The 20975-nt window shown below is 68.8% G+C and carries 18 protein-coding genes and 1 pseudogene; 14 read left to right on the forward strand and 5 right to left on the reverse strand.

Translation table 11 applies throughout. The features are described 5' to 3' along the window. The 8 genes and pseudogenes from ACO0LV_RS17970 to ACO0LV_RS18005 form a co-directional block, all read left to right on the forward strand. Window positions 1-379: ISL3 family transposase (locus ACO0LV_RS17970; RefSeq protein ID WP_424787810.1), on the forward strand; the 379-nt coding region annotated here is incomplete at its 5' end. A 112-nt stretch (window positions 380-491) separates the two neighbouring features. Continuing rightward, on the forward strand, window positions 492-1415 hold the full coding sequence (locus tag ACO0LV_RS17975) for a hypothetical protein (protein WP_424789299.1): 924 nt from the start codon (window positions 492-494) through the stop codon (window positions 1413-1415). A 226-nt stretch (window positions 1416-1641) separates the two neighbouring features. Continuing rightward, window positions 1642-2769: pseudogene (locus ACO0LV_RS17980) on the forward strand (IS3 family transposase). A 72-nt stretch (window positions 2770-2841) separates the two neighbouring features. Beyond that, complete coding sequence (gene manA, locus ACO0LV_RS17985; protein ID WP_424789300.1) at window positions 2842-4032, forward strand: mannose-6-phosphate isomerase, class I; 1191 nt, start codon at window positions 2842-2844, stop codon at window positions 4030-4032. An 83-nt stretch (window positions 4033-4115) separates the two neighbouring features. Then, complete coding sequence (locus ACO0LV_RS17990; RefSeq protein ID WP_424789301.1) at window positions 4116-5687, forward strand: sodium-dependent transporter; 1572 nt, start codon at window positions 4116-4118, stop codon at window positions 5685-5687. 1 nt (window position 5688) lies between these two features. Continuing rightward, window positions 5689-5811: a methionine/alanine import family NSS transporter small subunit gene (locus tag ACO0LV_RS17995; RefSeq protein WP_424789302.1), complete on the forward strand. Its 123-nt coding sequence runs from the start codon at window positions 5689-5691 to the stop codon at window positions 5809-5811. A gap of 92 nt (window positions 5812-5903) precedes the next feature. Further along, window positions 5904-6098: a DUF1918 domain-containing protein gene (locus tag ACO0LV_RS18000; protein ID WP_424789303.1), complete on the forward strand. Its 195-nt coding sequence runs from the start codon at window positions 5904-5906 to the stop codon at window positions 6096-6098. 82 nt (window positions 6099-6180) lie between these two features. Next, a complete protein-coding gene (locus ACO0LV_RS18005) occupies window positions 6181-6750 on the forward strand; it encodes an HhH-GPD-type base excision DNA repair protein (protein WP_424789304.1) in 570 nt (189 codons plus the stop codon). A 17-nt stretch (window positions 6751-6767) separates the two neighbouring features. On the opposite strand, the gene ACO0LV_RS18010 is transcribed toward ACO0LV_RS18005, so the two are convergent. Both ACO0LV_RS18010 and ACO0LV_RS18015 read right to left on the reverse strand, forming a co-directional pair. After that, a complete protein-coding gene (locus tag ACO0LV_RS18010) occupies window positions 6768-8306 on the reverse strand; it encodes an SDR family oxidoreductase (protein WP_424789305.1) in 1539 nt (512 codons plus the stop codon). A gap of 134 nt (window positions 8307-8440) precedes the next feature. Continuing rightward, on the reverse strand, window positions 8441-9298 hold the full coding sequence (locus ACO0LV_RS18015) for an NAD(P)-dependent oxidoreductase (RefSeq protein WP_424789306.1): 858 nt from the start codon (window positions 9296-9298) through the stop codon (window positions 8441-8443). Between the two features lie 99 nt (window positions 9299-9397). Between ACO0LV_RS18015 and ACO0LV_RS18020 the strand changes: the two genes are divergently transcribed. From ACO0LV_RS18020 to ACO0LV_RS18030, 3 genes are all read left to right on the forward strand, one after another. After that, window positions 9398-9778, forward strand: coding sequence for a winged helix-turn-helix transcriptional regulator (locus ACO0LV_RS18020; protein ID WP_424789307.1), 381 nt, complete (start codon window positions 9398-9400; stop codon window positions 9776-9778). Window positions 9779-9944: 166 nt separating this feature from the next. Then, entirely contained in the window at window positions 9945-10625 is a 681-nt protein-coding gene (locus ACO0LV_RS18025) for a hypothetical protein (RefSeq protein ID WP_424789308.1), read from the forward strand. Window positions 10626-10904: 279 nt separating this feature from the next. After that, window positions 10905-12860, forward strand: coding sequence for a DUF5107 domain-containing protein (locus ACO0LV_RS18030; protein WP_424789309.1), 1956 nt, complete (start codon window positions 10905-10907; stop codon window positions 12858-12860). Between the two features lie 124 nt (window positions 12861-12984). Here ACO0LV_RS18030 and ACO0LV_RS18035 read toward each other — a convergent pair whose 3' ends face one another. Further along, complete coding sequence (locus ACO0LV_RS18035) at window positions 12985-13293, reverse strand: antibiotic biosynthesis monooxygenase family protein (RefSeq protein ID WP_424789310.1); 309 nt, start codon at window positions 13291-13293, stop codon at window positions 12985-12987. Window positions 13294-13395: 102 nt separating this feature from the next. On the opposite strand from ACO0LV_RS18035, the gene recQ reads away from it, so the two are divergent. The 3 genes from recQ (at window position 13396) to ACO0LV_RS18050 (ending at window position 19016) form a co-directional block, all read left to right on the forward strand. Then, window positions 13396-15387 (forward strand): DNA helicase RecQ, encoded by a 1992-nt coding sequence (recQ, locus tag ACO0LV_RS18040; RefSeq protein WP_424789311.1) that lies wholly within the window; start codon window positions 13396-13398, stop codon window positions 15385-15387. A gap of 432 nt (window positions 15388-15819) precedes the next feature. Further along, entirely contained in the window at window positions 15820-17091 is a 1272-nt protein-coding gene (locus ACO0LV_RS18045; protein WP_424789312.1) for a multidrug effflux MFS transporter, read from the forward strand. A gap of 635 nt (window positions 17092-17726) precedes the next feature. Beyond that, window positions 17727-19016, forward strand: a complete 1290-nt coding sequence (locus tag ACO0LV_RS18050) for an MFS transporter (RefSeq protein ID WP_424789313.1) — start codon at window positions 17727-17729, stop codon at window positions 19014-19016. A gap of 10 nt (window positions 19017-19026) precedes the next feature. Here the strand turns inward: ACO0LV_RS18050 and ACO0LV_RS18055 are convergent, their stop codons facing one another. Beyond that, complete coding sequence (locus tag ACO0LV_RS18055) at window positions 19027-20064, reverse strand: dihydrodipicolinate synthase family protein (protein WP_424789314.1); 1038 nt, start codon at window positions 20062-20064, stop codon at window positions 19027-19029. Continuing rightward, a partial coding sequence (locus tag ACO0LV_RS18060) for an NAD-dependent epimerase/dehydratase family protein (protein WP_424789315.1) occupies window positions 20064-20975 on the reverse strand: 912 nt, incomplete at its 5' end. The genes ACO0LV_RS18060 and ACO0LV_RS18055, both read right to left, overlap by 1 nt.

The raw sequence follows: 20975 nt of genomic DNA on the forward strand, positions 1-20975 counted from the left end.
GCGGCTGTTCGCCGAACACGAGGACCACGCGGCCTTGGAGGTCTCCTGGCACATCTACCAGGACATCATCAGCGCCTACCAACACCCAGATCCGGCCGCCGGCAAGAAGCGCATGCAGGCCCTCATCACCAGGCTCCGGCGCGGGCTACCCGAGGGGCTGGAGGAACTCGCTCAACTCGGCCGCACGCTCTGGCGCAAACGAGACCAGATCCTGGCGTTCTTCGACCGTGGCGGAGCCTCCAACGGCCCCGTCGAAGCGATCAACGGACGCCTCGAAGCCCTACGCGGCATCGCCCTAGGGTTCCGCAACTTCGACCACTACGTCCTGCGCTGCCTACTGCACTCCGGCCAACTGGCGACCCGGATCAATGCACTCTAAAACCGGAAGAGCCGGCTTGATTTCCAACGATGTCCTGTTGATCACCGCAGCGACCGCATGTCTCTACTTTGCGCTCCGGGCTTGGCGAGCAACGTACCCAGCCAGGTGGATGGTGCTTCTATCAGCTGTCACGCTTGGAATTGCCCTACTCTCCAAGGGCTTCGCGCTGTTCCTACTGCCGACGTTCGCCATCCTGTGCGTGCTCTTAGCGCGGCGGTGGCATAAGGACATTCCTGGCCGTTTCATCGAGGCGCTGTGGCCAATGTTGGTGGCCTTCCTGGTCGGAGGATGGTGGTGGTTACGGAACCTCATCGTGCTGGGCGTGGTCCAACCGAGCCGGTACGGCGCTCGCGAAGCCACCGGGGAGCAGCACGAGGCCTACGACTTCGTCTTGTTCTTCACCCAATTCTGGATTCGTTTCAACCGCTTGTTCTGGGGCCGTGGGGCGAGAGAGGACATGGCCCTTCCGTCCGAGATTGTGGACCCGGCTGGTGTCATCCTCCTCGTGCTGATTGTTCTTGCGCTAGCTGCCTCGCGACACCGGTTCATCCTCGCGGTCCTACTACTGTTTCCGGCCGTGACTATTGCGGTGCTATTCAATAACGCGCACGGCATCTACTGGGACTTCGGTCACCATGATAGGGGGGTCCAGGGCCGCTATGTTTTTGGGGGCATAGTCGCCTATGCGGCGATTCTGGCTGTTGTGGTGCATCCATTGGCCCAGCGGTTCTCAACACGCATGCGTACCTTCCTTATGGCCATCGGGTCCACGGTGGCGCTGACTCTCACCTGGATTGCGATCACCTGGGTGTTCGTGGGCTTGTGGCACCAAGTCGATAAGCGCGGCGCAGTCCGCAGAGGGGCGGCCGAGGCTGTTGGCGTGGCCGAAGGGGTGTATCCAGTCCTGGTATTACTGACAGTCATCATGCATGTGGTGTTCTTGCTGATGCTGGTTCGGTGGAGACTCCCTGAGATCAAGGTGCTGCTGGTACCGAGCAATACTCCGCTTGGCGTACCTCGCCACGCTCGGGTCTGACACGGCCGGGCGGTGCGATGGAACCGTCCATAGCGAAGAGGACGGTGTCGCGGCGGTCCCACTGTGAATGCGCTGGTGATACGAAGGCCGCTGGCGGCGACCGCATTCAAGGGCTTGATTCCTTGCCGGGGCGCCACCCGCGCCGACCGAGACAGCACGACTACGCTGTCGCATTGAGGGGTGTACCAAGGATGTTGGACAGTCCTCATGAGAGAGGATCGAGGACATGGCAGGTACATCCAGGCGCAAGTTCAGCGCGCAGTTCAAGGCTGAGGCGGTGCAGTTGGTCATCCAGTCCGATCGTACGATCGCCCAGGTCGCTGGTGAGTTGGGCATCAACGCTGGGACCCTTAGCAATTGGGTCCAGAAATATCGTAAGGAGAACCCCGAACCGGAGAAGAAACTCACCCCGGCTGATTACGGCCGGAAGCCGCGGCCTTCTTCGCCAGGGAGCAGGACTAGACGAAAAGTCAGCCCTGATCGAAGCGGAGAAGGACAATTACCCGATTGCGTGGATGTGCGGTCAACTGCAGGTTCCTCGGTCATCGTTTTACACCTGGCGGGCACGGGCAGGGACCACCACACCCACCCAGGCGCGCCGGGAGGAGTTGAAGGCCAAGGTCGCAGCGGAGTTCACCAAGCAGCGACGCACCGCCGGGTGCCGGCGGATCACCGCGGCGCTGAACGCCGCCGGCACACCGTGTTCGGTGGGGCTGGTGGCCGATCTGATGCGCGAACTGGGCTTGGCAGCCATCCAGCCCCGGGCCTGGCGGCGTACCACCGTGCCAGCACAAGGGGCTGTGACCTTCACTGATCGGCTGGGTGGGGACTTCGACCCCGCCAGTGCTGAACCCGGTGAGCACCTGGTGGGGGACATTACCTACCTGCGCACCGGACAGGGATGGGTCTACCTGGCGGTAGTGTTAGACCTGGCCACGCGGATGATCGTGGGCTGGCAGATGGCCGATCACATGCGCACCAGTTTGGTCATCGACGCTTTGGCGATGGCCCGCACCCATGGGTATGTGGCTAAGAACGCGGTATTTCACAGCGACCACGGATCTCAATATACTAGCGAGAAATTTGGCCAGTATTGCGCCAGTAACGGGTTTGTGCAATCAATGGGTCGAGCCGGGGTGTGTTGGGATAATGCTGCAGCGGAGAGTTTCTTCTCGTCGTTGAAGAATGAAATGTTCCACCACGAAGCATTCACCACCCGAGCCCGGGCACGATTTGCAGTAGCCGACTATATCGAGGTCTTCTATAACCGAATTCGCAGACGATCGGCTACCGCACTCCTGCCCAGGCATGGGCCCAGCGCACCACCCCCGCCGAGCACACCGTGGCGGCCTGAGAACCGAAGAACACCACTACGACTGTTCGAAATCCTTGCTTGACACACCTCAATTGAGCGAAAGGAGGAGCCGTGCTCGTCCGGATACGAGGCAGCGAACGCAACTACGCCTGGGGTTCGACCACCACCATCCCGCAGTTGATCGGACGCGCACCCGGAACTGAGCCAGTGGCCGAACTGTGGTTCGGCGCCCACCCGGCCGCACCCTCGACCCTGCCCGACCGTGCCGGAGTCAACCTGCGCGAGCACCTGCTGACCGAGTTCGAGACCGCGCTGGGCCGGCACGCACTGGCCAGGTTCGGCCAGCACCTGCCCTACCTCCTCAAACTCATAGCTCCCGCCCGCCCGCTGTCGTTGCAGGTGCACCCGAACCTGGTGCAGGCCCAAGCCGGGTTCGCCGCCGAGGAATCCGCCGGGATCCCCCGCGACGGCGCCACCCGCCTGTATCCGGACCCCAACCACAAACCCGAACTGCTCTACGCGATGACCGAGTTCCGCGCCCTCTGCGGGTTCCGCACCCCACGCCGGGCCCTGGAACTGGTCAGCGGGCTGGAGGCCCCGCTGGCCCGGAAACTGGCCGGGATCCTGGCAACCGACCCCACTGCGGCCGGGGTGCGCACGGCCGTCACCGAACTGCTCACTCCCGGTGCGGTGCCCGCGGCGGATACCCGCGCCGTCGTGCGAGCCTGTGCCGAACGCAGGGGGGCCCGCGGCGCCTCGGTGCGAATCGATGCGATCGTGGCCGAGCTTGGGGCGGCGCACCCCGGGGACCCCGGTGCGGTGGCTGCGTTGTTGCTGAACCCGGTCACGCTGGCGCCGGGGGAGGCGCTGTTCATCCCCGCCGGCACCCTGCATGCCTACCTGCAGGGCCTGGGTGTGGAGTTGATGGCCAACTCCGACAACGTCCTGCGCGCGGGCCTGACCAGGAAGCACATCGACCCCGAAGCCGTGCTGAGCACCATCGACTATGTCGCCGCGCCGCCGGTGCGCATCGCCCCGGAGATCACCGGGCCCACCCGCACCTTCTATGCCCCGGTGGAGGACTTCGAGATGTCCATCACCACCCTGGGAAACAATGGCGCGGTGGAGTTGCCAGGGCGAGGACCGCGGATCGTGCTGTCGATCTCCGGCCAGGCGCAGGTACGCACCGCCGGTGCCGGGCCGGTTCAGTTGGGCCCGGGGGAGGCCGCGTTCGTCCCGGCCACGGCCGGCCACGTGATCGCCGACGGTGATGCGCACCTGGTGCAGGCAGCGGTGCCGTGATTCTGACTCTGACCGCCCCATCTTCTGCCGGTAAGCCGGTGCAGGAGTAGCCTCTGCGCAGCAGAAACTGCTCAGGAGGACTGATGAACGAACCTGCCGACCCGGCCCGCACCTCCCGGATCCGGGAGAGTTTCACCGGACGCAACGCCTTCATCCTGGTGGCCATCGGCTCTGCCGTGGGCCTGGGGAACATCTGGCGGTTCCCCTACGTGACCTACGAGAACGGTGGGGGCGCCTTCCTCATCCCATACTTGGTCGCGCTGTTGACGGCCGGTATCCCGATCCTGCTGTTCGATTACGCCATCGGCTACAAGTTCCGCGGATCCCCGCCGATGGCGTTCAAACGGCTGCACCCCAGTGCCGAGGCCATCGGCTGGTTGCAGGTCGGCATCTGCTTCCTGATCGCCATCTACTACGCGGCCATCATCGCCTGGGCGGCGATGTACACCTGGTTCTCCCTGACCCAGGCCTGGGGTGATGATGCCGAGGGCTTCTTCTTCGAGACGTTCCTGCAGTACGACGGCGGTGGCGCCGAGGGCAGCGGGATCTCGGTGGACTTCGTGGCCCAGGTCGGCTGGCCCCTCATCGTGGTCTGGGCGGTGCTCCTGCTCGCCCTGGGCAGCGGGGTCCGCCGCGGCATCACGAAGATGTCCACCATCGGCATCCCACTGCTGTTCCTGATGTTTCTGATCCTGGTGGCCTACTCACTGACCTTGGACGGCGCCACCGAGGGTCTCAACGCCCTGTTCACCCCCGACTGGGCGGCGTTGACCAGCGGCACGGTGTGGATCCAGGCCTACGGGCAGATCTTCTTCACCCTCTCGGTGGGCTTCGGCATCATGATCACCTACGCCTCGTACCTGAAGCGCAAGTCGAACGCCACGGGATCGGGGCTGGTGGTCGGGTTCACCAACTCCTCCTTCGAACTGCTGGGGGCCATCGGGGTGTTCTCCGCGCTGGGCTTCCTGGCCGTCGCATCCGGTACCGCCGTGGACGAGGTGGCCTCATCCGGGCTGGGCCTGGCGTTCGTGGCCTTCCCCACCATCGTTTCCGAGGCCCCGGCTTCGACGCTGGTCGGGGTGCTGTTCTTCGGCGGCCTGACGATGGCCGGTCTGACCTCGCAGATCTCCATCATGGAGGTGGTGATCTCGGCGGTGAAGGACAAGACCGGCTGGGCGAGGGTGACCACTGTGGCGATCGTCGGCGGAGCCACCGCGGTGATCTCCATCGTGCTGATCGGAGGCGCCTCCGGTGTCACCCTCCTCGATGTGGTCGACGCCTTCTCCAACAACATCGGCATCGTCGGAGCCGCGTTCCTCTCCCTGGTGCTGGTGGGTTGGGTCTACCGGCGGCTGGGCACGCTCACCGCGGCGTTGAACGTCTACGGCTCGGTCAGGATCGGCCGGACCTGGAAGGTCATGGTCGGTGTTGTGCTACCGGTTGTGCTGGCGGTGCTGCTGGTGGTGGACATTCGCGACAAGATCACGGAGGGCTACGGCGGCTTCGACGACTGGGTTGTGACGACCTTCGGCTGGGGGGCGCTGGGCCTGGTGCTGGTGATGGCGATCGTGCTGAGTCTCCTGCCGTGGCGGGGAGTGTCCGCCATGCACCTGGAGGACCCCGATCGGGACGAGGCCGGAAAGGAGAGGGTCTGAGATGGACACCCCGGCAATCATCATGATGATCGTGGCCCTGGTCACGGTCTGGGGCGGTATGGCCACCGCGATCATCCACCTGTCCCGCCACCCCGAGGACGACGACACCGGCTCGCCGCCCTGACCGGCTCGATAGATGCATCTGCGCGCCCCTGGTGCCAGACTGGATAGTGCTGGTGGTGACGGCCACCACCATTGCACATGTGGGAGGTCGCAATGCGAGCGAACATTGGTGATCGTGTCGTGATCGAATCTGCACAGGTGGGTCAGCCACCCCGCGACGGTGAAGTGCTGGAGGTGCGCGGTCCCGACGGCGCCCCGCCGTGGGTGGTGCGTTGGAGCGGCGAGGAGGCGGGCAACCTCTACTTCCCCGGGCCCGACACCCGCGTGAGCCCAGCCGGGAAGGACTGAGCCACAGCCCGAGCCAACCCTGGGCGGATGGAACCGCCGGGGATGGCTGCGCGAGCGAAGCGAATCAGGCAAGATCGGGGGTATGGAACTGCACCTGACCGGAGACGCCCAGGCCGATGAGTTGCTCAGCCGCGACCCATTGGCGCTGATCATCGGGATGCTGCTGGATCAGCAGGTGCCGATGGAAACCGCCTTCGCCGGGCCGCACAAGATCCACGAGCGTCTCGCCGGACTGGACGCTGGGCAGATTGCCGCGATGGACCCGGAGCAGTTCAAGCAGATCTGCGCCACCCCACCGGCCGTGCATCGCTTCCCGGGATCCATGGCCGGGCGCATCCAGGCCCTGGCGCAGATCATCGTGGAGGAATACGACGGCGACGCCGCTGCGATCTGGACCCGCGGTGAACCTGACGGGCCGGAAGTGCTGCGCCGGCTGAATGCCCTGCCCGGCTTCGGCAAGCAGAAGGCCGCGATCTTCCTGGCCCTGTTGGGCAAGCAGTACGGCTACACCGGTGCCGGGTGGCGCGAGGCGACCGGGGACTACGGCCACGAGGGTGCCTACCGATCCATCGCCGACGTGGTGGACGAGGACTCATTGCAACGCGTGCGCCAGACCAAGAAAGCCGCCAAGGCTGCGGCGAAGAAGGACTGAACAGCAGCGACTCCGCGTCACGCCCGGCGCTCACCCGCCCCCGCCCGCTGCGCCGCGCGCAGGATATTGCGGGCCATGGTGGGGAAGATCAGTGCATGAAAGGGCACCAACACCCCCCAGTACAACCGGCCCAGCAGGCCACGGGGAAAGTAGATCGCGCGCTGGCGGTAATCGGTCCCCCCGTCCGCACCCGGGCGCACCGTCAACTGCAGCCACGCCCGCCCGGCGGCTCGCATCTCCGAGCGCAGCGTCAAGGATCGTCCCGGGGTGATCGACTCCACCCGCCAGAAGTCCACGTGGTCATCGACCTGCAGATGGTGCGGATCGCGCCGCCCGCGGGCCAGCCCATGACCACCGGCGGCCCGGTCCAGCAGCCCGCGCACCCGCCACAGGATCGCTGGGGAGTACCAGCCGTTCTCCCCTCCGATGCCTTCGACCACCTGCCACACCGCCTCCGGTGCGGCGGCACCGTGGCGCTGACGCACATCGGTGAACACGGTGTGCCCGGCCCACTGCGGGTCCGAGGGCAGCGGGTCGGCCGGATCGGCCTCGGCCTGCACGTCGTGGTCCCAGGTCACCGTGACATGCCCGGCCAGTTGCCGCTGGATCGCCCGCCGGCAGGCCTGACGGTAGGACGTCAGGCCATCGGGAGGGTCGGGGATGATCTCGGCGATCCGGTGATCGGTGGTGACGGCGTCCTGCGCCATCGAGGCCGCCAGCGGCATCGCGATCCCGCGGGGGATCGGGGTGGTCATGGTGATCCAGAAGCCGCTCAGTCGCGGCGCGGGCACCGGCAGCGCCAGCACCCGGCGCCGGCGCAGGCCCGCGACCTGGCCGTAGGCGGTGAGCATGTCCCGGAACCGCAGCACCTGCCCGGAGCCGATGCCGACGTCGTCATTCACCGGTTCCGGTAGGGCGCTGGCGCGGGCCAGGTAGTACAGCACGTCCCGGATCGCGATCGGTTCGATCCGGTTGTTCAGCCATCTGGGCCCGGGCATCACCGGCAGCAGGTCGGTGAGGTGGCGGATCATCTCGAAGGACACCGACCCCGATCCGATCACCACGCCGGCTCGCAGCACCAGCGCCGGGACCGCCGCGGCGAGCAGGATGCGCCCCACCTGCTCCCGGGAGCGCATGTGATCCGACAATGACTCCAACTCACCCCCGGGGTGCAGCCCGCCCAGGTACACGATCTGGGCCACCCCGGCCTCGGCGGCGGCGGCAGCGACGGTGCGGGCGATCTGTTCCTCCCGGGAGATGAAGTCATCGCCCTGACCCATGGAGTGCACCAGGTACAGCATCGTGTGCACGCCATCCATCGCCGCGCGCACCTGCTCGGGTGATTGCAGGTCCGCCTCAGCCAGCTCCACCTGCCCGCTCCAGGCACGGGAGCGCAACCGCTCGATGTTGCGGGCGCTGGCCCGCACCGTGAACCCTGCCGCCAGCAGTTCAGGGATCAACCGGCCACCGATATACCCGCTGGCACCGGTGACCAGCACTCGCCGCCCGTTCCCAGGGGCCAGCGAGAGTTGCAGCGGCGAGGCGGGTGTGTCCATGGCCTGACGCTAACGCCCTCGGGTTCAATGCACCCGTTGGGAGGGCGCTGCCGGTCACCGCCCGGCGGGTTCGAGCGGGACGAACGGCACCGACGCCTGCTACCTCTCCCGCGGGATCGTCGGGACCGTCGTCGTCAGCGCATCGACTCGATGATCCGGTCGAAGTCCTCCGCCCCGTAACCCGCATCGATCTGCTGCTGGATGAGGTCTTGGACCATCTGCATCGGGGCCGGGGTGATGCCTTGCTCGCGACTGGCGCGGGCGATGGTGTCCAATTGCGTGGTGGTCCAGTGCAGGCTCTGGAGGGCCTCGCTGTAATCACGGGCGTCCAGGCGTTCAGTGGAGTGACCGAGCAGGCCGGTCATCGCGGCGAGGAACGGCGCGGCCCGCCCGGCGTACTCAGCCGCCCCGACGCCGGCGCTCGCCAGCATCGCCACACCATGGAGGAACCCGGCGAACATGCTGTACATCCCGGAGAGCATGGCCAGGTCCCACATGGAGGCCAGGCCGGGATCGTCGCCGTCGTAGGTGCTGCTTCCCCACCCCTGTAGTAGTGGCTGGTGTGCGTGGAAGGCTTGTGCGGAGCCGCTGTAGAGGATCACCGACTCCGACGTGCCGATCATCTCCGGGGTGCTCATGATCGCCCCGTCCAGGTAGTCGATCCGGTGCTCGCGGGCCCATTGGGCCAACTCCCGGGCCTCCTCGGGAGTGGTCGTGGTCAGGTTGATCACCGTCCGGCCGGTCAGGGTTTCGGCGTGCGGGTGGAGGGCCGCACGCACCGAGGCATAGTCGAAGAGGCAGACGACGACGAGATCGGCGGCCCTGATGGCCGCACCGGCAGAGGTGGCCGCCTGGGCACCCCGGTCGACCAGTTCGGTGTCCTTTCCGGGCGTACGGTTCCACACGGTCAGATCGTGACCGGTCTCGAGTGCGGTGGCGGCGAGGGCCCGGCCCATGGCGCCGAGGCCGAGGAGGGTGAATGAAAATGTCATTCCTTCATCGTGGGGATACTTCTAGGCTTGCGGAAGTACGCACTATTTACTGCGGTACTTACCTCACGGTGCGGGGCCGCAGTCCCAGTGGGAGGCGACATGGCGCACATCGACCGGCGGCAACGACGGGGCCCCTACATCTGCGGCATCGACGCCGCGATGGACGTGGTCAGCGGGAAGTGGAAAGCCCTGATCCTCTGGGAACTCGAGGCCCACGGGGTGCGTCGCTTCGCCGAACTCCGCCGCGGGCTGGTGGGGGTCAGCGAGAAGATGCTCACCCAGCACCTCCGCGAGATGGAACATGACGGTCTGGTGGCACGGGAGGTCTTCGCCGAGATCCCGCCCCGGGTGGAATACCGCCTGACCGAACATGGGGCCAGCCTCAACGAGGCGTTGGGAGCCCTGGGCCAGTGGGGCATCGGCCGGATCCAGCGGGAGGATCTGGTCACCGTTGACCAGATAGTGCATCCCACCGGCTGAGCCCGCGGTATCCCCTCGCCGGGCAGCCTCGGCCTTGCCAGCGGTAGCCCACCTCGCCGGGCCCACCTTGCCGGGCCCGCCTCGGCTGTTGCCCTGTTACGCCCCAGCGATTGCCGTTCGCCCGTGCGCGGAGCACACTGGGGTAAGTCGACTGCGAGGTGACGTGATGGACGTCGACATCGAACCCTTACCGCTGCTGTCCCGGGGCAAGCACCGCAGCCCGCGCCGGGGCGCATGTTTCATGGAGTTGGCCTCCTACCTGGCCGGGGAGCGCTGGAGCGACGCTCCCGACTGTACCCACCCGCTGTTGGCTCACCTGGCTCGGTTGGTCAACGACCTGACCCACTCCGCCCACCGGCCCCGCTTGGCCACCCTGGTGCCGGCGGTGATCGGGCTGACCAGCGAGGATCCGCGCTGGCGTGATGAGTTGGCCGTGCTCGCCGCAGCCCGGGCCCTGCCCGTGGTGAGCGAACAGCGCCAGCGGGCACTCGCCGTCGGGCTGCTCACCTGCGAGAGGTGCCGCTCCGCGCGCTCCGGTCCGCAGCAGGCCGCGCCTCATCCGGCGGTCCAGCGAGCGCTGAAGCAGGCGCCCCTGGCGGCGAGGTGGGCGCGGAACTTCATCGCCGAGGCGGGCGGCCCGGGCCGGAAGCACCCGGGAGAGACCATGGTGGAGATCGCCACCGTCGGGCTGTCGCAGGCCTGCGTGGCCGACCCGGACGGCATGCTGCGGGAGTTGCTCGCCGATGCCATCAGCCTCTGTGAGGATCTGGCCGGCCGGGAACGGGACCGGGAGGCGCTGGAGTGGTCGGACTGGCGTGAGGTGTGCCGGCCGGCACCGGTGCGCTGACCATCCCGGTTCTCGATCCGGATGCGGTGCACACCGGGGTAGCAGCCCGGTGTGCCCCGGCCGGCGGACGAGTAGCCCACGGCTGTGACGCCGTACCCGGCTCGGCCCTGGGTGAACCCTTCCCTGCTCCCGGCGAGCCAGGCGTATCTGTCCCGCCGGCCTGGCGCTCCCGCTGGTGACCCCACCGGGCGACGGGCACGTGCTGTCAGGTCCTACCTCCCGGGTCGATGTCGGGCGCTACGGTGGTACCAGAGATCCACCGACACCTCAGGGAACCCCATGACATCGCTGCACAGTGGCCAGATCGCCCTGCCCGGGGCCCCGCTCGGCCCCGACGATCCCCTGCCACTCCCGCACCGGCTGCTGGAGAACCCCTTCACGCTGGGCGATGGCCTGCCCGAGGCGATCCGCCATGGCGCATCCTTCGGCCGCCCGCGCTCCATGCACCCCTACCTCATGCAGAACCGCTACAGCCGTGAGCGCGAGCCGATCACCCTGCCCACGGTCATACTGGACAACGGCCATCTGCGCGCCACCTTCACCCCGACCCTCGGCGGGCGGCTGTGGTCCCTGGTCGATATCGCCTCCGGGCGGGAACTGCTGCACGCCAACGCAGTGCTGCAGCCGGCGAACCTGGCGTTGCGCAATGCCTGGTTCGCCGGGGGCGTGGAGTGGAACATCGGCACCAAGGGCCACGCCGCCCACACCATGGCCCCCATGCATGCCGCCCGCCTGACCGGCCCCGGCGGGGTGCCGATGCTGCGGATGTGGGAGATGGACCGGCTGCGCGAGGTGGTCTGCCAGGTCGATGCGTGGCTGCCGGCCGACTCGCGTGCACTGCACGTGTACGTGCGCATCCAGAACCCGGGCGAACACGAGGTGCCGATGTACTGGTGGTCCAACGCCGCCGTACCCGAGGCACCGGACGTGCGCGTGCTGGTCCCGGCCACCACCGCCTACGCCACCGGGTACGACGGCACCATTTCCGAGGTTCCGGTGCCGGTGCACAACGGTGCCGACCGCACCTTCTCCACCCGTAGCACCGACGCCGCGGACTACTTCTACGACACCACCGGCACCACCCACCCCTGGATCGCCGCCGTGGACTCCTCCGGGCACGGTCTGGCCCAGGTGTCCACGGCGCGCCTGCCCGGGCGCAAACTGTTCCTGTGGGGCACCGGGCCCGGCGGGCAGCACTGGCAACGGTGGCTCTCCCCGGATGGCCCCGGCCCCTACCTGGAGATCCAGGCCGGGATCACGGCCACCCAGTTCGAACACGTCATGATGCCCGGCCGCACCAACTGGGACTGGGTGGAGACCTACGGCGACATTGCCGCCGATGCCACCAGGGCCCACGATGAGGACTGGGACGCCGCCACCACCCACGTTGCCGGGCGCGTCGATGCGCTGTTGCCGGACGCGGGCCTGGACGCGGTGCTCACCGAGGCCCGCCGCAGCGCCGATCGCGCACCCGAGGAAATGCTGCACCGCGGCAGCGGATGGGGCGCCCTGGAATCCCTGGTGCGCTCCCGTAGCGGGCGGCACTGGATAGCCGACGACGGCGGCACCCCGTTCGCGCCGGAGTCGCTCGGCGAGGAGCAACTGCTGTGGGAGGCCCTGGTCCGCGACCCGCGCCGCGGTCAAGAACTCCTGGCCGCCGCTGATCCGGCCACCCCGCCGGCCTCCTACGTCGTCGGGCAGTTCTGGGAGGACCTGCTCTCCTCGGCCGCACCGGGATGGTTGCGTGACTATCACCTGGGTGTCCTGGCCCATTCCCGCGGGGAGGATCAGCGCGCCGAGGAGTGCTACCGGGCCTCGCTGGCCGATCGGCGCAGTGCGTGGGCGCTCCGCGGGCTGGCGCAGGTCGCCGCCGGCCGCGGCGATCACGCCGGTGCCACCGACCCGCTGTCCGATGCCCTGGCACTCGCTGACGACCAGCCCACGATGTTGCTGGAGGCGATGGCCGCGGCGATACAGGCCGGAGCGCCGCAGCGAGCCTTGGACTTCGCCGGCGGTGCTCCGCGTGAGGTGCGCAGCATGGGCCGGGTGCGGTTGCTCGAGGGTTTCGCCGCCCACGCCGCGGGAGACCGGGACCGTGCCGAGCAGGTGCTGGCCGAGGACATCATCATCCCCGACGTGCGCGAGGGTGAGTTGGCCCTGTCCGACCTGTGGGCCGCCGTCCACCCCGGGCGGGCGGTGCCCGAGCGGTACGACTTCCGAATGCGCCACCCCTGACCAACGTCCCGTCCGCGCACGACACCGGGCGACCCGGAGCGCGACATCGTCCGTCCGGTTGGCGCCTGCGCCGGCGGCGCAGATGCGGGCCTGCGCCCGGGGGCGTGGGTGCGGGCCGAGGGTGTCAGCCCAGGTCGACCACCTCGAACTCCAGAAGGTCGGCGCCGGAGGAGACCGACTTGCGGTCCGGGTCGCCGCCGGCGGCGTGGCCGTGGGCGAATTCGGCCGAGTCGCGCCAGGCCTGGAAGTCGGACTCGCTGGCCCAGGTGGTGACTACGAAGTAGCGGTCGTCCCCGGCCACCGGGCGCAGCAGTTGGAACCCTTCGAATCCGGGCGCGGAGTCCACCGCGTGCTTGCGGGCTGCGAACTTCGCCTCGAGTTCGTCACCGGCGCCCTCCGGGACGCGAATGGCGTTGATCTTCACTACGGACATGTGACCCTCCTTCGGCGTGCCGGCGGGCGCGGCTGACTCACCACCCTCCACAGTACGAGGCCAGTGCACCGCCTCGTCCCGCCTGCCGCCTAGGCTGTCAGCGTGAGCACGTCATGGCCCGGCCCACAGCCGCAGTGGGAGGAACCACCGGAGTGGGAGTACCCGCCCCCACAGGACCCCGGCGACCCTGGCACCTCCGAGGTTCCACCACCGCCGGACCCAGCCCACGCACCGGACCCTTCGACCGGACCCCAGCCCGCCGCCGCCCGCGCCGCCGTGCGTGCCGCCGCCGTCGCCGACTCCCCGCTCGATGCCCTGCAACGGGTGTGGGGCTATGACACCTTCCGCGGCCAGCAGGAAGAGATCATCGACACCGTCACCGCCGGCAACGACGCCCTGGTGCTGATGCCCACCGGCGGGGGGAAGAGCCTGTGCTACCAGATCCCGGCGCTGGTGCGCGAGGGCACCGGGGTGGTGATCAGTCCGCTGATCGCGCTCATGCACGACCAGGTCCAGGCGCTGGAGCAGCTCGGGGTGCGCGCGGCGTTCCTCAACTCCACCCAGTCGATGCCGGAGCGCCGCGACGTGGAGCGCCGGCTGCTCGCCGGTGAGGTGGACCTGCTCTATCTGGCACCGGAGCGACTTCCGGTGGCCGCCGCGCTGCTGGACAAGGCCCACATCGCGCTGTTCGCCATCGATGAGGCCCACTGCGTGGCGCAGTGGGGCCACGACTTCCGGCCCGACTACCTGGGCCTGACCCTCCTGCACGAGCGCTGGCCGGACGTGCCGCGTATTGCCCTGACCGCCACCGCCACCGCTGAGACCCGCGCCGAGATCGTCCAGAACCTGCATCTGGGTGGGGCCCGGGTGTTCGTGTCCAGTTTCGACCGGCCCAACATCCAGTACCGGATCGCTCCGAAGCAGCAGGCCAAGGACCAACTACTCCGCCTGATCAGGGAAGAACATCCCGGTGCCGCCGGCATCGTGTACTGCCTGAGCAGGGCCTCGACCGAACGCACCGCGACGTGGCTGGCCGAGCGGGGCGTCACCGCCCTGCCCTACCACGCGGGCCTGCCCGCAGCGGAACGCTCGGCCACCCAGGCCCGCTTCCTGCGGGAGGAGGGCGTGGTGATCGTGGCCACCATCGCCTTCGGGATGGGCATCGACAAACCCGACGTGCGGTTCGTGGCCCACCTGGACCTGCCCAAGTCCGTGGAGGGGTACTACCAGGAGACCGGCCGTGCCGGCCGGGACGGGCTGCCCGCCACGGCATGGCTCGCCTACGGCTTGCAGGATGTGGTCCAGCAACGACAGATGATCGACGACGGCGAGGGGGACGTCCAGCGCAAGCGAGCCCAGTCCCTGCATCTGGATGCGATGCTCGCGCTGTGTGAGACGGTGCAGTGCCGGCGCCAGCAGTTGCTGCGCTACTTCGGGGAGGACTCGGCCCCGTGCGGCAACTGCGACACCTGCGTGCAACCACCGGAATCCTTCGACGGCACCGTGGCGGCGCAGAAGCTGATGTCCACCATCGTGCGGTTGCAGCGGGAACGGGGCCAACAGTTCGGCGCCGGTCACCTGGTGGACATCCTGGTGGGCAACGAGAACGAACGGGTGGTGCGCGAGCGGCACACCGAACTGAGCACCTTCGGGATCGGCACCGAACTCAGCGGAGCCCAGTGGCGCGGGGTGGTGCGTCAACTGCTCGCCCAAGGGCTGTTGCAGGTGCAGGGCGCCTACGGGGTGCTGGCGATCACCGACGCAGCGGCCGCGGTGCTGCGCGGACAGACCCAGGTGCGGCTGCGCAATGAGCCCGAGCGGGTGCGCGCGGCGGCCAGGACGCGCACGAAGACCGCCCCGGTGGACCTGGACGAACCCGCTCAGGAGTTGTTCGCCGCGCTGCGCACCTGGCGTGCCGGAGTGGCCAAGGAGCAGGGCGTGCCCGCCTACGTGGTGTTCAACGACGCCACCCTGGCCGGGATCGCCCAGGCCCGGCCGGCCACCTTGACCGAACTTCGCGGCATCTCCGGGGTGGGTGACGCCAAACTCGAGCGGTACGGGGACGCGGTGCTGCAGGTGCTCGCCGGGGAGTGAGGCGGAGCCGCGAAACCCCGCCGCGTCGGTCAATCTGGTGAAGGGGTGGCCAAGGGATCTCCAAGCGAGTCCATGGCGGGACGAAGTGTGCGCGAACACACCGCGAACACTCGGGCTATCGACTCGACCGGCACCGCGGATTAGGACAGACTAAGTAGGCATTCTCAGCGCTATCTGTGCGCTCTGCTCCAGCCTCCAAGGATTCTTGTGTCTACCGGCATTTCTGCTGCGTCCGCCCCTGTCCGTTCCCACCACCCCGGCCCGGTCCCTGCCGTCGGTGCCCCCTCGGGTCACCTTCCGACCCGTGACCGGCCGCGCGACGCCGGCCACGATCGTGCCGCACCTACCGGTGCCGCGACCGCGGCGGCCGCACCTACCGGTGCCGCGACCGCGGCGACCGACACCGCCGAGGGGGCTACGTCGTCGTCGGGGGTGAACCCGCCGAGCACCCCACCGCTGCGGCGCCCGGCGCCGCTGCCCACCCCGCGCAGCAAGATGTGGACCGTCAAGTTCGTGCTGCTGCTGGGCCTGATGGTGGCGATCGGGGCCTTCACCACCGACATGTACCTGCCCTCCCTGCCCGAGGTGGGCCGGGACCTGGGCGCCGGAGACGCCGCAGTCCAGTTCACCATCACCGCCACCTTAATCGGTGGTGCGCTGGGGCAGTTCGTGATCGGGCCGTTGTCGGACCGGTACGGGCGCCGGGTGCCGGCGATGATCGGGATCACCGTGCACATCATCGCCTCGGTGGCCTGCCTGCTCACCTACGACGTGATGCCCCTGATCGGGCTGCGGATCCTGCAGGGTGTGGGCAACGCTGCCGCAGCGGTGGTGGCCATCGCGGTGATCCGGGACAAGTTGACCGGCCCGCAGGCTTCGGCGGTGTTGTCCCGGCTGATGCTGGTGATCGGCCTGGCACCGCTGCTGGCGCCCTCGATCGGGGGGTTCCTGGCCAACATCTGGAACTGGCGCGCGGTGTTCGTGGCGCTGGCCCTGTACGGGGTGGGGCTGCTGGTGGTGGTGTGGCGGTTCCTGCCCGAGACGTTGCCCCCGGCGCGCCGCACGGGCGGCTCGCCGCTGAAGGTACTGGGCTCCTACGGTGCGCTGGTGCGGGACCGGCAGTTCGTCGCCCTGGCGCTGCTGCCGGGCCTGGGGATGGCCGCGGTGTTCGCCTACGTGTCGGCCTCCCCGTTCGTGATCCGGGAGGACTACGGGCTGAGCGAGAACCAGTTCGCGTTGCTGTTCGCGCTGAACGGTATCTCGATGGTGATCGGAGCGCAGATCAACGCGGCGTTGGTGCGCCGCTTCGCGCCGGTGCGGTTGCTGCGCCTGGCGCTGCCGGTCTCGGTGAGCCTGGCGATGGTCCTGGTGGTGGTGGCCGCGTTGGGCCTGGGCGGGCTGCCCGGGCTGCTCGCGCCGCTGTGGCTGATGATGGGCGTGAACGCCTTCATCGCCCCGAATGCCTCGGCCTCGGCGCTCGCGCGGCACGGGGACCGCGCCGGTGCCGCCGCCGCGTTGATCGGGGTGTCCCAGTTCGGCGTGGCCGGGCTCGTGGCGCCGCTGACCGGGCTGTTCGGCACCTCGGCGACGTCGATGGCGGTGGTGATCGCCGGCTCGATGGCCGCCGCGCTGCTGGTCCTTGCGCTGGGGACGCCGGCCTACCGGCGCGGTGGCTGGCGCACCGACGCCGCCTACCAGGAGTAGCCCGGCCCGTTCCCGGCGCGCCGGGCGCGCGCGCTCGTGCTCCGCGCGCGCTGGTACCGCCAGCGCGGAGCACGCTGGGCGGAGCGCGCTGGGCGGAGCGCACACACCCGCGCCGGGCGCGCTGCAACCATCCAGTCGGGCGCGCTGACCATCCAGTCGGGCGCGCTGCAACCATCCAATTGAGCTGCTGTGGCGACCGCTCCCGGGTCCACCTCGCCGCAACTATCCAATTGGGCTGTTGTGGCGACCGAGCCGGGTCCACCTCGCCGCAACTATCCAATTGGGCTGTTGTGGCGACCGCTCCGCGCTCCGCCGCGCCGGAAGTGTCCAATTGGGCTGTTGTGGCGACCGAGCCGGGTCCACCTCGCCGCAACTATCCAATTGGGCTGTTGTGGCGACCGCTCCCGGGCTCGCCTCACCGCAACCATCCAATTGGGCTGTTGCGGCGAGGACGGTGGGCTGTTGCGGCGAGGGCGGCGCCGGCGTAGCCGCGTCACCATGCGGCACGGGCAATACAGGCGTGGCGGGGGCGTTGTTGGCCTTTTCCGCCCGATGCTCCACGATGGAGGCACCGGGTGATCCGGGCTGGAGGAGGCTAGCGGTGGGGTGTCGCGTGGGCGTACTGCGGGGGCGCCATGAGTGAGCATCCGGCCCCGAAGATCCCGCGCCGGGACTTCACTCTGTTGATGCTGGCCACGGTGACGGCGCTGTGCAACTTCGCCCCGCTGATGACCGTGGTGCCGCTCTGGGCAGCCGGCGGAGGGGGTTCGGGAGCGGGGGTGGGCGCCACGAACGGGGTGATGCTGGGGGCCACCGCCATCACCCAGTTGGCGATGGGTCCGGTACTCGCGCGGTTTACGCTGAGGCAGATCTTCGTGGCCGGTGCGGCCGTCATGGCCGCGCCCACCCCGTTCTACCTGCTTTCGGACCAGTTGGCACCGGTGCTGGTGATCTCGGCGGCGCGCGGTGTGGGGTTCGGCCTGTTGGTGGTGGCCGCGAGTGCGCTGGTGGCCGAGATCGTGCCCTCGCACCTGCTCGCCCGGGGCCTGGGCATCCACGGGCTGGGGACCGGCCTGCCGATGGTGATCGCCCTGCCGGCGGGGGTGTGGGTGGCCCGGCAGTGGTCCTTCACACCGGTGTTCGTGGCCTCGACCGTGCTCGCCGTGGTGGGGGCGGTGCTGGCGTCGTTGCTCCACGCGGGTGGCCAGCCCGCAGATGAGCGGCCCGGGCCTGCGGCCGGATCCGTGCTGCTCGACCCCACCGTGGAGGCCGATCACACCGCTGGCGCCACCGACCTGATCGAAAACCCGCCGGCAGCGGAACAGGCGCGGGCTGGTGCAGCCGCCCGCAAGGGGCGGATCGGGCAACCCGGTGTGCTCGGCGCCGTCGGACCACTGGTGCGGCCGGCGCTGGCCTTCTTCAGCCTCACCATGGCCCTGGGGGCGGTGAACACGTTCCTGCCGTTGGCCGTGCCGGATACCTCGGTGGTGTCACTGGCCCTGGTGGTCGCCCCGCTGGCGATGATCACGGGCCGGTTCGGGTCAGGAGTGCTCGCCGGTCACCTACAGCCCGGGAGGTTGGTGCTTCCCGGCGCGGTGGTCGGGGCGGCCGGGATGGGCGCACTCGCCCTGGGTGCCGCTCCCGGCATGAGTTCCTGGCTGGTGGTGGCCGGTGCCGGGGTGTTCGGCCTGGGCCTGGGTGTGAACCAGAACGACTCGCTGGTGGTGATCATGGGACGCGCCGGGCCCCGGCGGCGCGGACTGGCCAGCACGGTGTGGAATTTCGCCTACGACGCCGGGATGGGCTCCGGGGCCGTCATCTTCGGCGCTCTACTGGCCGGCGTCGACTACCCGTGGGCCTACGGACTCGCGGCCGTGGTGATCGCAGTGGCAGCGCCGATAGGCCGGGTGCGCGTGGAGCGGTGAGTTGTGCTGCTCACGCCAGCCAGTCCTCGCGGTTGGTGGCGATGAATTCTTCGTCCAGCAGGTTTGGGTAGCGGGCACGGACCTGGGCGATCAGGTCGCTCTGGCCGGCCGATAGCGTATCGGTGCCCAGTGTGTTGGCGGTGGGGACCAGGCCTTGTTGGCGCAGTACTTCGTTGACGCCGGGCACGCACCCGGCGAAGTTGTGGTCGACGTCGAAGACCGCGTGGTTGATGTCCACCATCGCGGTGGCCTCGCTCAGCAGGTCCATCGGCGCTGCGCCGGCGTTGACTGCGGTGTTGATCCGCTGGAGTTGGTCGACTGCGGCCCGGGTTCCCACGGCCCACTGGCCGAGTAGGCCGCCGCTGGCGCGGACTTGGCGTTCCTTGCCGGCTACGGTGCGCCGGTAGGGGGTGAGTAGGTCATGGATGATCGCGTCGTCGTTGCCGGTGAGTAGGGTGATCTGGTCCCAGCGGTCGTGTTCGAGCAGGACTTGGGCCACGTCGTTGGTGCGGTACCGGTCGAACGGGGCTGCCTTGACGCCCACGACGGCTTCCAGGTCGAACAGGCTGTGCCAGAAGTTCCGGCTCAGCGCTGCCCCGCCCACGGACTCCTGTAGGTAGAAGCCCAGCACGGGCAGTACCTCGCCCACGGCTCCGGCTCGGGCCAGCAGGGCGCTTTCACTGGTGTCGCTCATGCCCCAGGGGCTGATCAGGGCGGCGTGGTAGCCCAGGTCCTTGGCGATTTGTGCTTCGGCGACCGCTGCCGGTGCGTCTCCGGTGAGACCGGCGACCAGGATCGGCTCGGAGGTGTGGTCCTGGGCGACCTCGGCGGCCAGGCGCCAGACGTCGGTGAGCATGGCGCGGTCGTTGTGCAACTCGAACTGGGTGGTGTGCACCGCCACGGCCAGCCCGTGGGCACCGGCATCGAGGTAGTAGCGGCTCAAGGCGCGCTGGGCCGGCAGATCGATGCCGCCGCCGGCGTCCAGGGCCAAGGGGTGGGCCGGGATCACCACTCCGCCGCCCAGACGTGCCGCCAGATCGGTGCCCATCAGAACTTGCCTTCCCGTTGCTGGAACTTCGTGGCCTTGCCCAGTTGCCGCCCGCCCTCGGTCACCCACCGCGCCACCAGTTCCACCACCCGGCGCATCGGGACCGTGGGGTAGCCGTACAGATCGTGGCAGTGGGAGGCATCGGAGAGCAGGGCGTCGGTGGACTCGGTCCCGGTGAACTGCACCTCGGTACCCATCGCGGCGGCCAGCCAGGTGGCCAGGCGGCGGACCGAGACGGTCTCTGGCCCGGTGGCGTTGAGGATGTGCGGGGGAGTGGCGGCCAGCTCCACCGACCGCAGCGCCCAGGCGGTGGCGTCGGTCTGCCAGACCACGTTGACCGCGGGCATGGTGACGTCGATGGGCTCACCACCCAGGATCTGGGTGGCCAGGTCAGCGATGACGCCGTAGCGCAACTCGCAGGCATAGTTGAGCCGGAAGATGGTCACCGGGGTGTTCCAGGTGTGCGCGGCGTGGGTGAAGATGCGCTCACGGGCCAGGCAGGACTGGGCGTACTCACCCACCGGTTCGGGTGGGTCATCCTCGGTGGATCCACCGGCCGCCAGCGGACGCAACGGGTAGACGTTGCCGGTGGAGTACACCACCGAGGGCACGCCCCGGTAGCGGTCGGCCACCAAGGCGGGAATCGCCGCGTTGGACCACCACGTTTGATGCTCGGCGCCGGTGGTGCCGAACTTCATCGCGGCCAGGTAGATCATCGCTGCCGCATCAGGCAGATCGGCGTAGTTCTCCGGCTCGGACAGATCGGCGGACTGCACCACCACGCCGGCCTCGGTCAACCGCTCGCGCACCTCGGGGTCGGAGAAACGGGACACCGCGATGACCCGGGCCCGGGAGCCGACCTCATCCAGGGCGCGACGCGCCATCATCGCCATCGTGGGCCCGATCTTGCC

The sequence above is a fragment of the Pseudactinotalea sp. Z1739 genome, from assembly GCF_049725055.1.
GTDB lineage: Bacteria > Actinomycetota > Actinomycetes > Actinomycetales > Beutenbergiaceae > CALKWS01.

Bases quoted from the DNA above. Each gene is read 5' to 3' on its own strand.
- ACO0LV_RS17990 (WP_424789301.1), top strand. From the start codon at position 4,116: ATGAACGAACCTGCCGACCCGGCCCGCACCTCCCGGATCCGGGAGAGT.
- ACO0LV_RS17995 (WP_424789302.1), top strand. From the start codon at position 5,689: ATGGACACCCCGGCAATCATCATGATGATCGTGGCCCTGGTCACGGTC.
- ACO0LV_RS18000 (WP_424789303.1), top strand. From the start codon at position 5,904: ATGCGAGCGAACATTGGTGATCGTGTCGTGATCGAATCTGCACAGGTG.
- ACO0LV_RS18005 (WP_424789304.1), top strand. From the start codon at position 6,181: ATGGAACTGCACCTGACCGGAGACGCCCAGGCCGATGAGTTGCTCAGC.
- ACO0LV_RS18010 (WP_424789305.1), bottom strand. From the start codon at position 8,306: ATGGACACACCCGCCTCGCCGCTGCAACTCTCGCTGGCCCCTGGGAAC.
- ACO0LV_RS18015 (WP_424789306.1), bottom strand. From the start codon at position 9,298: ATGACATTTTCATTCACCCTCCTCGGCCTCGGCGCCATGGGCCGGGCC.
- ACO0LV_RS18020 (WP_424789307.1), top strand. From the start codon at position 9,398: ATGGCGCACATCGACCGGCGGCAACGACGGGGCCCCTACATCTGCGGC.
- ACO0LV_RS18025 (WP_424789308.1), top strand. From the start codon at position 9,945: ATGGACGTCGACATCGAACCCTTACCGCTGCTGTCCCGGGGCAAGCAC.
- ACO0LV_RS18030 (WP_424789309.1), top strand. From the start codon at position 10,905: ATGACATCGCTGCACAGTGGCCAGATCGCCCTGCCCGGGGCCCCGCTC.
- ACO0LV_RS18035 (WP_424789310.1), bottom strand. From the start codon at position 13,293: ATGTCCGTAGTGAAGATCAACGCCATTCGCGTCCCGGAGGGCGCCGGT.
- ACO0LV_RS18050 (WP_424789313.1), top strand. From the start codon at position 17,727: ATGAGTGAGCATCCGGCCCCGAAGATCCCGCGCCGGGACTTCACTCTG.
- ACO0LV_RS18055 (WP_424789314.1), bottom strand. From the start codon at position 20,064: ATGGGCACCGATCTGGCGGCACGTCTGGGCGGCGGAGTGGTGATCCCG.